This is a genomic window from Brakhagea slesvicensis, from assembly GCF_052161625.1.
Classification (GTDB): Bacteria; Planctomycetota; Planctomycetia; order Pirellulales; family Pirellulaceae; genus JBKCUI01.
The window spans coordinates 5,115,389-5,132,248 of record NZ_CP197412.1; the positions used below are offsets into that span (position 1 = coordinate 5,115,389).

Annotated in this window: 13 protein-coding genes; 2 read left to right on the forward strand and 11 right to left on the reverse strand. The window is 53.9% G+C overall.

All coding sequences use genetic code 11. From position 1 onward, the window contains the following. Positions 1-31: 31 nt before the first annotated feature. From SH467x_RS19550 to SH467x_RS19560, 3 genes are read right to left on the reverse strand one after another with little or no spacing between them, the layout of a single operon-like run. Positions 32-3,439 (reverse strand): hypothetical protein, encoded by a 3,408-nt coding sequence (locus tag SH467x_RS19550; protein ID WP_482368772.1) that lies wholly within the window; start codon positions 3,437-3,439, stop codon positions 32-34. 18 nt (positions 3,440-3,457) lie between these two features. Next, positions 3,458-4,798, reverse strand: coding sequence for an ArnT family glycosyltransferase (locus tag SH467x_RS19555; RefSeq protein ID WP_482368773.1), 1,341 nt, complete (start codon positions 4,796-4,798; stop codon positions 3,458-3,460). Positions 4,799-4,810: 12 nt separating this feature from the next. Further along, positions 4,811-6,634 (reverse strand): transglutaminase domain-containing protein, encoded by a 1,824-nt coding sequence (locus SH467x_RS19560; protein WP_482368774.1) that lies wholly within the window; start codon positions 6,632-6,634, stop codon positions 4,811-4,813. Positions 6,635-6,936: 302 nt separating this feature from the next. Between SH467x_RS19560 and SH467x_RS19565 the strand changes: the two genes are divergently transcribed. Continuing rightward, on the forward strand, positions 6,937-7,668 hold the full coding sequence (locus SH467x_RS19565; protein WP_482368775.1) for a hypothetical protein: 732 nt from the start codon (positions 6,937-6,939) through the stop codon (positions 7,666-7,668). On the opposite strand, the gene SH467x_RS19570 is transcribed toward SH467x_RS19565, so the two are convergent. Further along, entirely contained in the window at positions 7,665-8,237 is a 573-nt protein-coding gene (locus SH467x_RS19570) for a hypothetical protein (protein WP_482368776.1), read from the reverse strand. The two genes, SH467x_RS19565 and SH467x_RS19570, sit on opposite strands and share 4 nt — an antisense overlap. A 129-nt stretch (positions 8,238-8,366) precedes the next feature. Here SH467x_RS19570 and SH467x_RS19575 point away from each other — a divergent pair, with 129 nt between their 5' ends. Continuing rightward, on the forward strand, positions 8,367-9,233 hold the full coding sequence (locus tag SH467x_RS19575; RefSeq protein WP_482368777.1) for a hypothetical protein: 867 nt from the start codon (positions 8,367-8,369) through the stop codon (positions 9,231-9,233). Between the two features lie 63 nt (positions 9,234-9,296). On the opposite strand, the gene SH467x_RS19580 is transcribed toward SH467x_RS19575, so the two are convergent. The 7 genes from SH467x_RS19580 to SH467x_RS19610 all read right to left on the reverse strand — a co-directional run bounded on the left by SH467x_RS19580 (position 9,297) and on the right by SH467x_RS19610 (position 16,400). Further along, positions 9,297-9,857, reverse strand: coding sequence for a DUF420 domain-containing protein (locus SH467x_RS19580; RefSeq protein ID WP_482368778.1), 561 nt, complete (start codon positions 9,855-9,857; stop codon positions 9,297-9,299). A gap of 57 nt (positions 9,858-9,914) precedes the next feature. Then, positions 9,915-11,171 (reverse strand): tRNA pseudouridine(13) synthase TruD, encoded by a 1,257-nt coding sequence (truD, locus tag SH467x_RS19585; RefSeq protein ID WP_482368779.1) that lies wholly within the window; start codon positions 11,169-11,171, stop codon positions 9,915-9,917. Positions 11,172-11,177: 6 nt separating this feature from the next. Further along, positions 11,178-11,828, reverse strand: a complete 651-nt coding sequence (locus tag SH467x_RS19590) for a class I SAM-dependent methyltransferase (protein ID WP_482368780.1) — start codon at positions 11,826-11,828, stop codon at positions 11,178-11,180. A 36-nt stretch (positions 11,829-11,864) separates the two neighbouring features. After that, positions 11,865-12,386, reverse strand: a complete 522-nt coding sequence (locus tag SH467x_RS19595) for a hypothetical protein (RefSeq protein ID WP_482368781.1) — start codon at positions 12,384-12,386, stop codon at positions 11,865-11,867. Next, complete coding sequence (locus SH467x_RS19600; RefSeq protein ID WP_482368782.1) at positions 12,376-13,389, reverse strand: DUF1559 family PulG-like putative transporter; 1,014 nt, start codon at positions 13,387-13,389, stop codon at positions 12,376-12,378. Before SH467x_RS19600 ends, SH467x_RS19595 begins: the two co-directional genes overlap by 11 nt. 138 nt (positions 13,390-13,527) lie before the next feature. Further along, positions 13,528-15,579 carry a DUF2079 domain-containing protein gene (locus tag SH467x_RS19605; protein ID WP_482368783.1) on the reverse strand — a complete coding sequence of 684 codons (2,052 nt, stop codon included), beginning with the start codon at positions 15,577-15,579 and terminating at the stop codon, positions 13,528-13,530. A gap of 470 nt (positions 15,580-16,049) precedes the next feature. Then, positions 16,050-16,400, reverse strand: coding sequence for a hypothetical protein (locus tag SH467x_RS19610; protein WP_482368784.1), 351 nt, complete (start codon positions 16,398-16,400; stop codon positions 16,050-16,052). Positions 16,401-16,860: the final 460 nt, after the last annotated feature.

Here is a 16,860-nt window from a genome sequence, read left to right on the forward strand (position 1 = left end):
AAAATATAGATTACGAATCAACGTGAAGAGGCTACCAAGAGTTCATAAGGGGGCCGGATCGCGTGATATTCGGCGCCGATGCCGTTCCCGTCACTTCAATACGAAGCAGGTTGGCTGAGTCGCTTGGGGCCAGCGGTCGCATCATGGCGCCGACGAGTGTCCTGCGGCTGGCGTTGGCAGTGAGATTCAGATGAAGTTCGCGTCTCAAGTTCACCCATCCGCTTCCCCGGACTGAAACCAAATTCCCGTCCAACTGCAATTCTTGGATCGGGAATCGTTCGCCATCGATGGAGAAGCGAATGTCCGCGGCATCAAATGCCCCTTGTTCGGGACGCACCGCTAAGACCTGAAACAATTTGATCATGGCCGGCAATTCGTAAAAGCTCGCTTCCCTTAGCCACGCATTTCCTGTCCCTTCAATCGAAGAAAGATTGGTGATGGAGCCTTGAACATCGCATTGCACCCATAGTCGACCATTGGTTTGAACGTTGGACTCGCCGAGATCGAGCAAGCAGTCCTTCAAATGGGAGTCGACGAGGCGCAGTCGATAGCGAGCCCGTTTGCCATCCAGTGGTTCGATACCACTGATGAACATGGTGCCGCTGAGCGTTCGCGCGCGGACATCAAATTCGGACAAATCGAGCGGAGGAAGATCTCGGACGGGAGGGGCAGGCGGGGTTGAAGGAACCGGATCGAGCGGTTGGGCGGACAAGGATGCCAACCTGGCTTGGATGCGGTTTTGCACACGGCTCCGAAAGGAGGCCTGTTGCACATTGGATTGGGTTTCTTGTTCCAGGAACACCGCCGACGCGACTTGTTCCTGTTGAGGGCTTGCGATCGTTTCGATCGTCGACGGCAACTGAACTTGCTTTTGCCAAGAGATCGCATCCCGACCGAACATCAGATCCGTTTGTGTCAAGGCAAACGGTCCGATCACGCCGGTGACCGCGACTCCTTTGATGGCGAGTGCATCGAGATCGAGTTTCCCGAAAGCCATTGGTCCTGAGTCGGTATTCAAGCCATGCAGGGCGATGGCACCCCGAATACCAGAGGCGATCCCACCACCTCCCAGCCGACCGTCTTCCACTTGAAGACTCAGATCCCAAGCTCGAACGATCGACTCTTCCTGGGACCGAGGAGACGAGATTTGCGTCGAACCCATAATGCTGACAGGTCCGCGGAAATCGACGCGCATCAGAGGATCACGTAGGTAAACGGGTAGGCATTTCAAAAGATTTTGATCGACGATGAACCGAGTCGAGGGGAGCCACGAGACGGTGCCGTCCCACGTTCCATCTTTGTGCAGCCGGCAGTGTCCCTCGGCTTGCAATCGACTGGCGTCGTGTACCCCCGACAACGAGACCACATCCACTTGCCCGGGCCGATACTTGATGCAGCAGGAAACGTCGTGAATCGAATAGGGCATCGATGTGGGTCGGAAGGAAACGGTTCGACCTACGCTCTCGCTCGAGTCACGCACTTCATTCATTTCGACTCGGATGTCCAGGGGCTCGGTCCCGAGGTCTTTGCGCATCAAGACTTGGACATGGTCCATCGATCCTGTTGGCTGCAGCTGGTCCCAAAGGCTCTTTACGCTGCCTGGCAGCGCAGTATGCAACTCTTCATCGAGCTGCACATCATATGCATTGAACTCTAGGTCTAAGACTTCAATGCCTGATTCGTTTCCTTGGCATAGTCCGAACGCTTTGATCCTCGCACCGTCGTTCCGACCTACAAAGTCGCGTAGGATCAATCGTTGGTTGTCGATCGTCGCTTCTCCGTGAACATCGACGATCGGATATTTGAACCGATCGTATTTGATCGAACATTCCGAAAAGGTCAGCTCGATCGATTTGGAGATCACATCCGGATTGTCGGCCGTTCGTTGAAAGCGTCCATATTTCAGATGGACCGTACCCTGTGGGTGCAGAGAATCGACAAATGTCTGAAACGGCCCTGGCTCGATCCCTCGCGGAGTGAGCGCGCGGATCAGATTCTCGTCGATCGCAATCGGGCCATCGGCAGCGACCTTGAAATCCATCAACCACCGTGGCTGCGCCTTGATCAGTTCGAGTGCCGCCGACACCTTTCGCTCTCCAGCGACGCCCACCAAATTCGGAGCGGACAACACATCGTCACGATAAACGAACTCCCCATAAATTCCCGAGATGGGATAGGGGAAATAGTCGGCATTGACGGCTCCGTTTTTGGCTTGCACCTGAACCACAGGAGTCCATCTCCCGCCGTCGAATCCAATCTCCGCGTGGGCATCGATCACTCCGCTTGGCCGAACCCTGCGCCAGATTTCTTGCATGCCGGCTGGGAGGGATTGGTACAAACGCTGGTCCAAGTCCAAATCTTCGACATCGATCAATGCGATCCCGGGCGAGGATTGGGTCAAGCCATTCCAGTCGGCATCGGCGCGAATGACTGCGTTCGAACTGCGAGCTTTCCAATTGCGGGCTTGCAAGTTCCCGTTGTCACACGAAAAATCTCCCTCAATCTCGTCGAGAGGGAATGGGATGCTCGAGTGACGCCACCGTCCATTTGTAACTCCACCTCGTACCTGGTACGACAACCCAGCTGCCGACTTGTTCGCAGCGAATTGCAAGCTCATTTCGACCGTGAGTCCGTCAACCGGTTGCACGACCTGATGCAAACAGCTTGGAAGCTGCGATGCCAGGCTGGGAGAAAACTCAAGCTTCTCGAGGCGCCCATCACTCACCCATTCTGTTTTGGCTTGATTGACCCGAGCTCGAATTCCCAAGGATTGGAAATAGCTGCTTGCTACACTCGCCTCAACTCCCAGAACAATCGGCTGCACCTTGCCATCGAGAACACGTGGAAGGAGTTCGAGTTTGGCTTTGAGGTCATGGCAAACGATCTCTCGTTCGCCCTTTCCGGTCTCGCCACCAATACGAACCAATCCCGATCGCAATTCGACGAGCGGCATATTCTCGGGAATCGGTTTGGAGCTGCTGAGTTCCTGGATGCTCCACAGTGTGCTACTAATGGGCCAAATGCCTATCTCGACTCCGTCGGCGATCACATGGTTGACCGCCAATTGACCTTGCGCGAGCGAGACCCAATCGATGGGGCCTATGCAAATCAAACGACCGCACCGGAGGACTTCACGTGTTCCATGCGATGTCGGGCGAAGAATTCGAAGGCCTTCCAAACGAATCGACTTGCCCGGTTGAAGGGTCGCCCGGTCCAACTGCACGACATGCTTGGGGAACTCGGTTTGCAGCCGTTTGAGAATCTCGCCTGTCAACTTCTCGTCGAATCGTTCCACCGCATAGAAGTAGCCGAGAAAGCAAATGACTAACAACGCCATCACCCACCAAAGCGCATTGCGAAACCGGCGTTCGCTATCGCAGCTGCGATGCGAGACATGCAATTTGGGACTGTCGCTGGATTCCGTTGCCTTGTGTGCCATCCTTGGCGAATTTGCTGTCTAAGAAGTTTCCTGCTCTCGATTCCGTCGCGAACGATGCGTCATGATCAGACTCGCCCCGGCTCCCGCCAGTATACAAAGAACCAGAACGGCCGGTTGACGATAGCGAACTGACCCAATAAATACCATGTGAAGTAGGGAAAAATAAAGGCACGGTAGCAAAAAGATCCAAGCCCCCAGGTGCCGCCGCGTCCCCCACGCCCCCACCGCCCCGAGGATCGCGATGGCAACGTAGAGCGCACCCTCCGCCACCTTCACGGTGGAGCTTCCCAATTCTGCCGCGACAGGTATCGGCCTCCAAGTTTTCAACAGCTTGACCCATGCCAATCGTAGCACCTCACGCGGATTGTCCCCTGCCCACTGGAGGGCTGCCTGACGCATTCGACGGTCCGCTCGCCATTCAAATGTCGATTCCAGCGTTTCTCCGCGTGCGATTGCGACGTTGTCTTCTTGCTCTTGTGCTAGCAAATAAGTGAGCGTGAATGCCATGCCTTCGTCGCTGCTCCCCGTCGCTCCTTCGTGCCATCCATCGTAAAGGCTTGCTCCAACCTGGAGAGTTGTTGGAACGAATTTCCCAGTAATCTGATAGTTTCGAATCCACCATGGGGACATAGTGAAAACGATTGCTAGGGCTGTCAATGCGAGGCTGCCGAATGCCGCTCTCCATGGCCATGACGGCTCTTTCCACGCCCGCCAGACTGCGCTGACTACGACATAGGCTCCCAACGCGAGTCCCCACAAACTCCAACTCGGGCGAGCAAGACATCCAAGCCCAATTGCAGCACCGGAGAACAGAGCCCACGCGTATCGCGATGGGGACGTTTCCGATCGAAGGGATCTCCAGGACCCGTAGATGGCGAGTAACATCAACGGACAAAAGATGGCCTCGCTGAGGAGAAAAACACTCATGCCAATGGCCCCCGGATAGATGGTCGCCAAGAGACCAGCCCAGATCCCTGCACCGCTACCTGAGAGCTCCTTTGCGGTCTGCATCACGATCCCCAGCCCCACTAAACCAACCAGTATGCCAAAGGATCGGGCGACGAGAATCGAACCCCAATCGGGCTGATCCCCTTCTTCTCCCATGATCCAAACGGCCATGGACAAAAAGAGTGGATAGAGGGGAGCGCGAAAGATTCGGGCGTTCTCGCTGCCGTACTGATAGGGTTTTCCGTGCGCGATCTGTTCGGCGAGAACCCAGTAAGAGTGGCTGTCTCCGAATCGAAATGGACTTTCCTCGCCTTTTGCCCCAGATTGCCAAACCAGGGCAGCGCTGATGCGCAGCGCCAGCGCCGCGACGATCACGCACCAAAACAACGTACGGTATGTGCGGTTTGTCATCTTGAAACAACGCTAGGGGAGCATTTCAATCTTCGCACCTTGCGCCCAAGCTGCTACCGATCTCAATTCATCGTACAACTCACTCCCCCCAAAGTCGGATTCTCTTACTTTGATCCTGCCTGCCCAAATGTCCCCCTCCTCTTCCGACTCGTCGATTGCAAACCAGTGGGTCCCATCGTGCGCTTCGAGCCAGCAATCGAGCACTCCGATTAGCTTCTCGTCGTTCTCTTCGACCTTGTATCCGAGAGCAAGCCGTGTTGGGATGCCGTGATCCCGCAGGAGGTGCGCCAACAACAATGCGTGCTCGATGGAATTGCAGGAAAGATCGGTGAGGAGCGTTTCAATTGTGCGAATCTGTTGTTCCCCTTTCCATGGCTTGATCGCCCCACGCAAAGCATCTCGCATTGCAATCACTTTTGCTCGTTCATTTTGCCCCTCGCGTAGTGCTGGCGTTGCGATGGTTTTCCGAAACGCTTGCCATCGGTTCGATTTGAAATCAACCCAATCCGTTGCGACGATCCATTCTTTGTACGGACCGTCTTCGGTTTCAATTCCTTCGAGCAGCACCCCTTCAGGAGTCCGGTGAAACGTCACCTGGCCAGAGCGAGCGTCCAACGATTTGATCGATTGATTGGTTTTGCGAGAAAGGGAAACAAATGGATCTTCTTTGTTATGCACGACCCGGAAACTGACCGCCTCCGCTCGAGACATCTGCTTCTCCAGAGGGCTGGTTCCTTTCTCGCTCGAACCGATATCGAGAATCGGTACCGAAGCGACCAGCCACTCCGATTGCCGGGCGAAGTCGATCGACTCTTTTTCTGTTACTCGGAACACGCGAATATCGAGGTCCGGGAAAAAGGACTTCATGGGCTCGCCCGATAGGTCGGTCCAAAGCGTGGACTTTACCGACTGATCCCCGTCTCTTTGTGTTACGGAGACCTCTTGCAATTCGATCGATCCCTTCAGCATGGTCGGTGAGCGTGCTGATCCCTTGTACTCCAATTCCGCCTCTACCAACCGTCCGATCATCGGATCAAAGTTCTTCACCAATCGAATCTCCTTTTGCGACATCGGACGCCGAACAAGGGATTGTTCGACTGCGAAAGGACCTCGAAAGTCATCGAGCCACGTCAAGCTGGTTCGGAGCGGCCTGCTGCCGGAGTTCATGTCGATCCGCAACTGATCATCGGAAACGATTCCCGAAAAGCGATTATTGACGTCTCCGGCTTGCAAGCTCCCGTCGAGTCGCAAAATCTGTCCGTTTGGGAGCTCCTGTGTAATGAGTTGCAATCGCTGCAACGATATTTTGCCCGCGATCGAAACCCGAGAAATGCTATTCATTTCGACACGGATCACGTCTCCCTCTAACCCCCGCGACTTCTGATAGGTTCGAGAGGATGTCCCCACGGGACGTTGCCCAAGGAAGGAAAGCTCCCAAATCTCGAGTGGAAGCTTTTTCCAATCGATCCAATTCTCGGACGGGTCGTCGATCACCGGTCGAATGGCCTCCACCGGATCTTTGACAACCCCTTCTTTCAGAATGTTTCCGCTCTGGGGCACCTGCGGAAGATTGGCTTCTCCCGCTGGGGATGTCGTGTTCGAAAAGCGAGTCGAGTCGGAGGAAGGGATTTCCTCGGGTGCATCGGATTGTTGGGTGTCTGAACTAGGAGCGGTCGTTCTATCTTGGGGTAAAGGCGGAGACGGCTCAGGGCGCTGGACGGCCTTTGCTACCGTAGAGGGATCCAAGGCTTGATCCGATTGGGAAGGTCTGCAGCCTGCAAAGGGCAGTAGACCGGCGAGCGAAAGTAGGGATAGGTAAAGGCTCGTCGATTTCATAAATGCGATGGTTGCTTCCGCGAGGTGTCGCCGAATCGAATCGTGCAGACGTGGAAAGGATCGTTCCTGAGATGACAATGTTCCAACATTATGTGCGAAACAACCTTGTCGACTTAGTGGATGACATCCCAATTCGAGAGCTTCGCTTGAAACTAATCAGATTGTAACGATTGTGAGGGGCGAAAATCATCGGGATTTCGATTGATTTGGGCATTGCGTTGGAGGAAGTGACCTAACTTTGGTTGTTCCTCACCGGACGAGGGACGCGATGAATCACTTCGAACCTCGTATCCTTGAGACTCATGATGGGAAACGCTTCCGGCTTTCCTGCCAGCAAAACCAATCCTGCTTGTGAGAGCAACCCTCGCTCCACCCCAACTTCGAGCTTCGCGCAATTAAGCAGCGATGAACTCGAGGCACACATGGGAGTGTTTCGATACGGAGCTTTTGACCTCACCGAAGCTGTTCGTCCTAGTTACGATTTGCAGGTCGTTCCGAAGCAAGGCTTTCGGCATGACTCGTATGTCGATCCAAAGACGAATCAACAGGTTCCTGTTTTAATGGCTGCTGCATCTCGCGAAAGACTTTTCGATCTTTTTATCGATTTGATCGATTGCTTGGGCGACGAAGTCGACGTGGTGTTGGAAACTAGCCACCACGGCGCTTCTGGGGAACACAATGACTTGTACCGAGAACATATCGATATGCCTGTTCTCAAAAGTATCCTCTATGACCACGAAGACCTGCTGCTCAACGATGGCTGCACTGGAATTGCTGTGCTAAATCCGCATCGACAGCAAGAGATCCAGTTCGACGAACACAAGATGTTGCTCTGCTACGGTGCCCCTCTAGAGCAATTCGAAAAGGTTTTGATCGCGCACGATGTCTATCCAGACGAATCGATTCGATTCATTTCCGAAGCAGAGCATGTGCATAGCAGCACCGACTCCATGATTCGAGAATTTGACCGTCTGCAGACGGCGCTCGGTATCGATGAAGGCATGGTTGACGACGAAAACCTCGAACTGCGTTAGTCATTCAGAGAAGGAAAGGGGATGTCATTGGCCTCCCCTCCCACGAATTCATACTGTGGATTGCGATGCTCGAAGTGGAGCACCTTCCATTGGCCGTCGTGCTCCTCTAGGTCGAGCAAGACCCAACGTGGTGTCTTTGCCTCAAACCCCTGTGATTCGACCTCGACGAAAACATTCATTCTTACTTGGGCTGTCAGTGTGGCCCCACGCCTGATCTCGACATTGTGAATCTTGGAAATGCGAGCCACTGAAAAGTGGACAGCTTCAAGTCGATTCGAAGCGCCTCGAACGGTATCCGTCGCGTTGGGATGAATGCGCGCCTGTATCTTGGCTATCTCGTTTCCCTGCAACTGGGCTGCCGTGTCTTGCAACATCGCGATCACTCGCTCTCGATCGGTTTGAACGGCGTAGCTCATCCAAACGAGGAGGAGGGTCAACAGTGCGAGGCATGCTGAAATGTTTCTGGCCCAATTGTTTCCGGTTTGAATCCAGGCGTAACCGCTGATGATCGTGAGCAACACGCCGAACCCAAGAACCAGCCAGGGGCTTTCGAATAGTATTTCCGCCACGTTTTCTCTCTCTTTTCTCGAAGTCCGATTCGGCACGGCAAAAGTTGTGACCTACGGTTATCTGAATCGTTTTTGCAGTCTGATCTACACGCCTGACCACCAATCAATCACCTAACGCTTGAGTCCAATATGTTGGAAACCCTTCGCCGCTACTGGATTGCCATGCTCGTGCTGGTCATGATCGGCTTGCACGCAAGCATCGTAGGTCTGATTCGCTACCAAGCCTCCATGGCTAAAATCGATGCTTCCTGCGAAGTCGACCTCGGAAACTATCTTGCCTTTCAAACGGGCAGACAGGCCGCCATCTCGATGCGTCTTTACGCTATTGTACCGATCAACCACCGTATGAAGAGCCGGCAATTGATCGAACTGAACCAAGCTCAAATTCGCCAGTCGCTCGAAGAGCACTTGAGACAGATTGACAGCCGCGTCTTGACAGATCCCTATTTGGCCGACCTGAAATCGCAGCTTCTCGATGTCATGGTGCAGACGATTGGAAATTCTTCCATCGACGACTTGGTAATCACCGAATTGCATGAACCCAAAGGAGCTGCAAATCTGGAGTTTGTCTCGCGCGGGGCTCCGCATACTCCTCGGCAACTCGTCGCTACCCTCCGCGCCCAAAACGGGGATTCGGAGTCCGAGGAACATGACGATTCGCACGGAGATGGAGAAGACGAAGGACATGGGGAAAGCTCCGATCATGGAGATGAGAACTCGCATGAATCTTCCCAATCATCCGCTCATAAAACATCCGGCCACGCACCCCTCAAGTCCAGCACCCACGGGGCGTCCAAGTCTTCGAGTCACGGTGCTGCGAAGTCATCCAGCCATGGAGCTGCTAAATCGTCTGGCCATGGCGTTTCGAAGTCATCGGGGCACGGGGCGGCGAAAGCATCCAACCATGGCGCCTCCGCACACGGCAGCTCTGGGCACGGCAGCTCTGGGCACGGGGCTAGCTCCTCCAAAAAGCCCGCTGCAAAAAGCGGCCACTAATCCTACCAGTTTGTACCGGATTGCAACGAGTGTCGTTCTCGATACCACTCCTGCTATCACCGACTATTTGGTGTAGTAAGGTGAGATCATGAGATAGGCTAACACCCCGGTCACCGAGACATAAAGCCAAATCGGAAACGCCCATTTCGCAATCTTTCGGTGCCTCGCAATCTGATGGGTGATCGCGAACAAGAACGCGCGCAAAACTAAGGGTAAGACAACGAGCGATAACAGAATGTGTGAGATGAGGACCGTGTAATAAACAGCCCTCCATATCCCTTCGCCACCATACCGCGTCGACTCATTCGACAAGTGATAGGTGACATAGCAAACTAAGAAGACTGCTCCGAGGGAAAAAGCAGAGGTCATCATGATCCGATGGATCCCTATCTTCCCCATTCGCTGACCCACAATTCCCCCAACCAGGCAAATCGATGTCAACGTGTTGATGGCACCGATGCAATGTGGCAGCGCCTTCGTCCAAGTCCCCAAGTCGACTTTGGTTCGGATCCCCAACAGCAAAGCGACCACTAAGGGGATCGCAACCGACAGGATGTTGACGATCAAAGTCGTTCTCTTTTCGAGCTGCTCCGAGACGGGCAAAGAAGCTGTTGGTTGGTTCATGTCGGTTGGTTAGGTGTTTTTACAGGTTGAATTCGGGAACGCAGGTCGCGTTGCAGATCAGTCGTTACCCGAAGAGTCTGTCTCTTCATTCACTTGCTCGGCGCTCTCTTCGGATTCATCCCAGTCGGAATGAGACATTTGATCGGTCGCGATCGCTCTCACCACCATAGTCGCATAGCAACCCTTGGGAAGCTCAAAGGAGAGCCTCAGTGCGAGCCTCCGATTGTTGAGCTCGTCGTTTTCCCACTTGGTTTGAAAACCAAGCGGCTTTAACCAAGCCTGCCGGACTCCCTTGGAAAAAAAGGTATCCCGTGGATATTTCAGTCGCATTTCGCGAATTTCCATACCAAGCGTGGAAAGGATGCCCTCCAAAGTGGGTAGCGTCGCTGGGTCCCAATCCTTTTGCCTTGCCGATGGCAACGGTAGCTCTAATCGCTGCAGTTCTCGAACCGAATTCGGGGTCGAAGCGCTCGGAGATGCCACATGGGGAATCGATAACGCTCCGCACTTGGAGGGAATTGCGATTCGGGAATTCTCTGGCAGTGCCGCGTCGATCAATGCGGAAAGCCATCGATTCCATACCCAACTCTGAAATGCTGCCAAGTAAATACTTCGCATGTCTTGGCGAATCAACGCGACGGCTCGTTTGAAGTCGGTTGGGTGATCGCAAAGATAGGTCACCACACTCCGACGATGCGATCGATCCAGCACCTGTTTGAGATGGATCCATTCACCCCAATGCGTACGCATCAACTCTTTCTGCTCGCGCTCTCTCCCCCGATCGTACGGATTCTCCTCAGCCATCGCGAGAAAGAGAGTCCGCTCGTAATCCCCTTTGCACCACGATGCACCGATGAGGTCTCCGGAAAAACCGATCGAGCCGAAACGCTGATCGTCAAAGTAATTCACGACTCCAAATTGACCGACCGATTCGCAGCGTCGATCGATGACCCCGTGCTCCTCCTGTGTCAAATTGCGAAGGCATATTTCGAATCGATTGGCCTGGATATCTCTCGCATGGTAGGGGTGAGGGATCTGGCCTAGATAGTCGAGACGGTAGGAGCGATCCTCGTGATTCAAACTCGGCCCCTTGTGAATCGTCAAATACTGGGACGTTACCGCATGCCGATCCTTGAGTCCTCCGTAACTCAAACTGTGGCGAGGAAGATTCCAGTCCCGCAGAATGGCGCTGACTGCTTCGGGGGTTCCGATTCCTCGCTTTTGTAGGCGGTAAAACGCGAATGCACCTCGAGAAGGACGGACATTGGTTATCTCTTCTACATGGAAATCATCCGGTTGGCTTTTAAGCTTCATTGCAGGTCAGGATTGGTGCTTCCGAAACAATTCGATCTCGTAAGGGCCAAGAAACATCAGCAATAATGCTTGATCCCCCGCGTAGGTTCGGAAAACCTCTTGCAGATATCGGTGCTCTCCCGGCCAAGGATATGCAAATACTAATGAAAAGTCATCGCATTGTAAGTCGAGGTCGTCGTAAGCCGTAGGAACTTGATGAAATAACGATGCATGGTTCGCGTCATGACCCGCCAATCGCTCCGCACCGCGAGGCAGAAAATTTCCACAAACGATCTGAGCTGTCATGTCGGTTTTACGAAGAAAGGCTTCTGCCTGCTGCACCAAAAAGGGCTCTGCCTCGATTCCGACCGATTCCCACCCAAGATAGGACGCGAGACCTGTCACCACTCCAAATCCACATCCCCATTCGACGAATGTGTTGCCAGCCGCCAATCGCCGCTCGGTTACCGCGGACAACGCTCGCCAAACGTCCCGGAAATCACATGCGACGTACTGCTCGATCGGCTTCTGGCGCCATTGATCCCAGTAACGCTGCAACATCGAATCGGCCTCGGCTAGCATCGCCGATACGTCACCTGGAATTTCCGCTTCGCTGTCCCATTCCAAATCCAGGCGTTCCAGCCTCCCCAAAGCTCGATTCAATGGGCCTCGCTTCATTCTGCCTCCAAGCCGATTTGGGTGGAAATGGAACCGTCAAGGTGTCGCGGGAGTTGCGCCTTCCGGTAACTCCTGGTGCTCTCCATGCCCTCGCTGGGAGCCGCGACCCGACCTGACTCCGCGAACAACCAACTTCAACGTCGACGTCCCCTCTTCGGGGACCTGAATGGTCAGGCCTGACGTAGCATAGCTGGCATGCGCCGGGTTGACGACTCCTTCTGTACTCGGTTTGAACCCTGGAACGTCTTCGGTCATCACGAATTGCACGACCACACAACGATGCTCTCCCACTGCAGCTCCGTCTGCCTCCTCAACCGTTCCCAGCACGAATGTCCCATCCTCTCGAATGGATCCGCGTGCTTGCACTCCCTCTAACTCTGCGTGCTTGGTCTCAATCGTACCCACTTTGACCGGAGTGCCATCTTCGAAAACCACCATGCCGCTTGCCTTTGCGATGGCGGGACCGCGATTGCAACCCGCCACAAAACCGCTGGATGCGGCGATCATCGCGATGAAACACCACTTGCCAGGGAAAGTAACTGAAGGCTCATTCGTCATATTGATGCGCCTGACCATCTTTGCGATTCGAAAGCATGCCGAGAGTGTCGGTGTCGATACTGCTGCTCACAGAGCGGACACTTCCGTCGGCAAAGGCGAAGTTGCAAACGCCGGTGTGCCAGCTCCCCCAACGTACCAAGTCGTCTGTCTCACCCCTCAAGTTTCTGGCGATCGGCATGGTCGGTCCGCCAAGACGACCGGTATTGAAAACATGATCTCCATTAAATATGAACGCATCGAATGGGGCTTGCTTCACTCTGCCGATCGGGACATGCATTTCCCCCGCCAAGATCGTGTTGCTCAATCCGTCTGTGACCATGGCCTGCGTGACCCGATCCTCAAACGTCCTCGGCATCCCATCAAAACAACGAGCTCGCGCTGAGATGATTACCCCCGTTCCATTCCCTCCATAAAGAAAATCTGTCGGCAACCCGCTATTGCCCGGAGAAAGATCCCCGTGATTGCCTCCATAATCTCCTACCGCTCCAGACAAACTGGTGTCGGTACTTCCTATCGGTATCCAACAACCGCACGGAATGCGTATCCACTGCGTTCCACCCCCGACAATGAGCCCCGCCCCAACCGCGTCTCCTGCCCCTCTCCGCGATGGACAACAATAAGTCGGCAAAGTCGTCACACGCGTTTTTTCTGGATGATCGGCATACGGAATCGCATAATCCCACTCCCGCTCCAAATTGCCCGCCTCGATATAAGGCATAATGCGAACCAACCAAGTTGTTTCCTTGCCACCGCAGCTAAATGCAGGCGAATCGCCGGGCCGGGGCTGATATCGGGCCGGAGGATACGATTTGCGGGTGTCGTGAAACATTTCGACCCCCAACGCGATCTGATGCAAATTGTTCTTGCACTGCATCCCCCGGGCTGCCTCCCTGGCTGCTTGTACCGCAGGCAGAAGCAATCCGACCAACAATCCGATGATTGCGATGACCACCAGCAGCTCCACAAGCGTGAAGCCGGTTCTGTCCGTGTGTGAAGAATTCATTGACTGTACGAACGATAATCTCGAGCAAGGGGGCGGTACCAAGAGAGGACCCTCTACTATAGTTCGAAATCAATAGGTCTCCAAATGAATCCGCCCCCCTCCAAACTGCAATTATCGATCGCTGCCACCGGGACTGCATTAGGGAGCGGGAGCCTGTCGGTAGATCTCAAAGCCATGCTGGGAATCAATCAGCAGAAACCCCCATTTCTTTATTTCTGCTCGCAATCGATCCGTCTCTTCTCGCGTCTGCTGAAACTCTTCATTCCTGTCCAGAAAGACCAGGTCATACGCTAACAACGGATCCTTTAACTCTGAAAAATGTCGCGCTAAGTCCCTTCGTCGTTGCCAAAACTGCCCCACGGTCTCGACATCCCGACATCCTACAAAATGCATGGCGACCCTCCCTGTCGCTAACACCCGAACCTCCCCGGACGCTCTCAAAGTCCCAATCTGATCCAGCGCCCACTTGGAATCCTCTCCTCCTCGCTGCCTCAAGCTTGCGTCCTCCTCCCCATAAGTCCTCGCTTGTACATCCAAAAGTGTCTGCTGACTCCAGGGCAACTGGCCAAAATAAAAGGATAGGACCAATGCCGTAATGGCCACACCTGTTGCCCACCCAGTCATTTGTTCGGGGGATCTAACGGAGGAGGCACCTGTCAGCGCTCCCAGATAAAGGAGAGGTAGCAAACATGCCGTGTACTGAAATGCGATGGACTGCGCTGGCTGATGCTCCCACACCAGTAGCACAAGTAACGGTGGGACCATTGCCAACCATTCCCACGGAGCTCGCCATCCCTTCCCGAGCAAGCCCCTCCCAATCAAGCCCGGCAAAAACCAAATCGCCAGAAATGGCAAATTGCGAGGACGGCACAACAAACCAAAAAACTCCATGGGCTTCCACAACGGGGAAAGCAGTATCTCCATCGTCGTTCCACCTAATCGTGCGAAACGAGCTGATTGGAACGGAGCAAGTCCACTCCACCGATACACACCTAAGAAACTGACGACGGCAACAAACCAAGCGCATCCCCATTGCCATGCTCGTAACTTCCCAGAAACTCCCGGTCCATCCCGCAACGAGTTTCGCTTCCATAGCGATAGCAAACCCATCGCCGCAGCAAAACATCCGATGACCACGATCACTCCCTCCTCAAACGAACTCGCAATGATCGCGCACAGGATCGCACCAATTTTTGAATAGCAAGACGTCGCAGTTGGCCGAAGTAGGAAGGTTAGCGAACCCAACAAAAAGGGAACCGCGAACACGATCGGATGCCAACTATAGGTGTAAGCCAAATTCATTTGACCAACACTCGGATGCAACACCCAAGCGGCACACCAAATGGCTCCGACTCCTCGCGTTGCCCCCATCCCCCTCGCAATACAGAAAACCATCCATCCAGAAATGACGAAAGCCAAAGGCTGTGCAACGAAGAAAATGCGAATATCGGGAACGATCCACCAAACGGGAACGAAGAGCAACAACCCTGGATTGAAATGGTCCCAAAATGGCGGCAGTACGGGGGACTCTAACAGAAACCCTCGCCCCTCGGCCGTATTGGCCACCCGCTGCGCAAAGTGCCCCCCATCGTTGAACCCCAACAGAAAGGATTGATACGCCGACTCCGATTGCCAAATCCACCACAAGCAAAGCACCAACAACAATCCGAATGCTGCGAATGTCCAATTGCGATGATTCCACATCGGGCCATCGGAAGGAATTACAGCGCACCAAGCTAATCCAGTCCATCCACTAAACCAGATCGGCTCCGAGATCGTCGCTGGAAAACTCTCCGGTGCAACACTTCGTAACAACGACAAAATCGACGGGGCGCTGGCAAGCAATAGAATGCCATCCGACCGAATAAAGGATTGTTGACTCTCTCTCGCACCTCTCCCCACTCGATCCGCCAAGAGGTAGTAGCCAACCGCCAAGAGAACGCTTCCGACCAAACCAAGGACCGGTGCGCCAAACGGTTCGAGAAGCGGAGGAAGGGTCGCAATCGTGCTGTAAGAATAGACCAAATGGATCCGTCCCATCTGACTTACCGAAGTCCATAACCACAACGCGACAATGGCAAAACGAATGACTGGGAATCGGGGCTCGCGAAATCGAGAGAATCCCTCACCGTTCACTGGGGGAGTTATAGAAAGGTGAGGTAGCGATGTCCCAGTTTGTTTCGTAGGCACGAGCGATTTATCCATCAAGAGTTCACCGTCAATCCGATCTATCCTACTCTCCTTGATCGCGATCGAAAATGGTTACGATCGAAGGAGGCCGATAAGGATTCTGGTCCTCGACATTCGTTCTCTGAACGGCCACCTCGTTCATCTTCTTCGGATTTCAAAATCGAAACAATGCGAAGTTGCCATGTACCCACCCAATCACGAATCCAGCCAGAAGCCCCAAGTGAAAACCGGCTAAGGATGGCGGATACGGAACCCTAACCGGCCCTGACCACCAGAGAAAGACAACGCCGAAAAGGATCGTCATGCCACCAACCCATTCCGGAATCCATCGCCCGTGAATCCTGCGTTCCTCATGGTGCCTGGAAACGAACAGGTGAATGCACCTTCCGATCCCCCAATACATGACTCCTCCAAGGAGTAGGGTTTGTAACTCGCTGAACAAGCGGGCGTGTGAGAACAATGACCAGGTATCAGTCATGCTTACCCTTCATGTGTCGGCTGGCTCGATACACCATGAGAAATGCTCCACTAGTCAGAATACCAAGAATCAGTCCTATTACCGATCCAAACAAAGCACCCCCGAACCAGGGCAAATTCCATCGCGGATTGAAGGCAGCCAATATCGCTCCAATCAACGCGGCGATCGCAACGGTTGCGAAAACAAAGATCGCTTGGAAAACATTGTCGCTCCATCGCGTGTTGACCCCGGTCACCGTATCGACCACCACATTGTAAATCACTTGATCGGGGGGCAGAGTCTGTGGATTCTCGTCGATTGGAGCGGAAGACTTGGCAGGCGAGTCGTAAGGATTTTCTAACATGGCTGAACCCCTTTTGGCATCTTCTAGTGCATCGAACCAAGAGAACATGGACCCCCGACATCCAACACCGCCCAATGTCTGGATTGATCGGTTCCGCTTACATCCTAGGTCCTAGCATAGCTTTCCCATTTCGCCGTGCAACGTAACACTTGAAGGCAAATCCCTTCCCTTTGCGAACTTTGCGCCGTTGCGAGAAACTTCCTGGTCCTGAACTGGTAGGAAGTTGCGCGCAACGGCGCAAAGGCGCCAAGGATTAAGGTGGGAGAGAACGAGGGAATCGAATGGATCAAAGTCCGTTTGGGTCTAACATCGGATCATTGATCGGAGGCCGTCATTCTCCATCCTCCCCTCTCTCTTCATCCACTACTTCCCCTTTTTGCGAGCGTTGCGCCGTTGCGAGAAACTTCCTGGTTCTGAACTGGTAGGAAGTTGCGCGCTACGGCGCAAAGGCGCCAAGGAT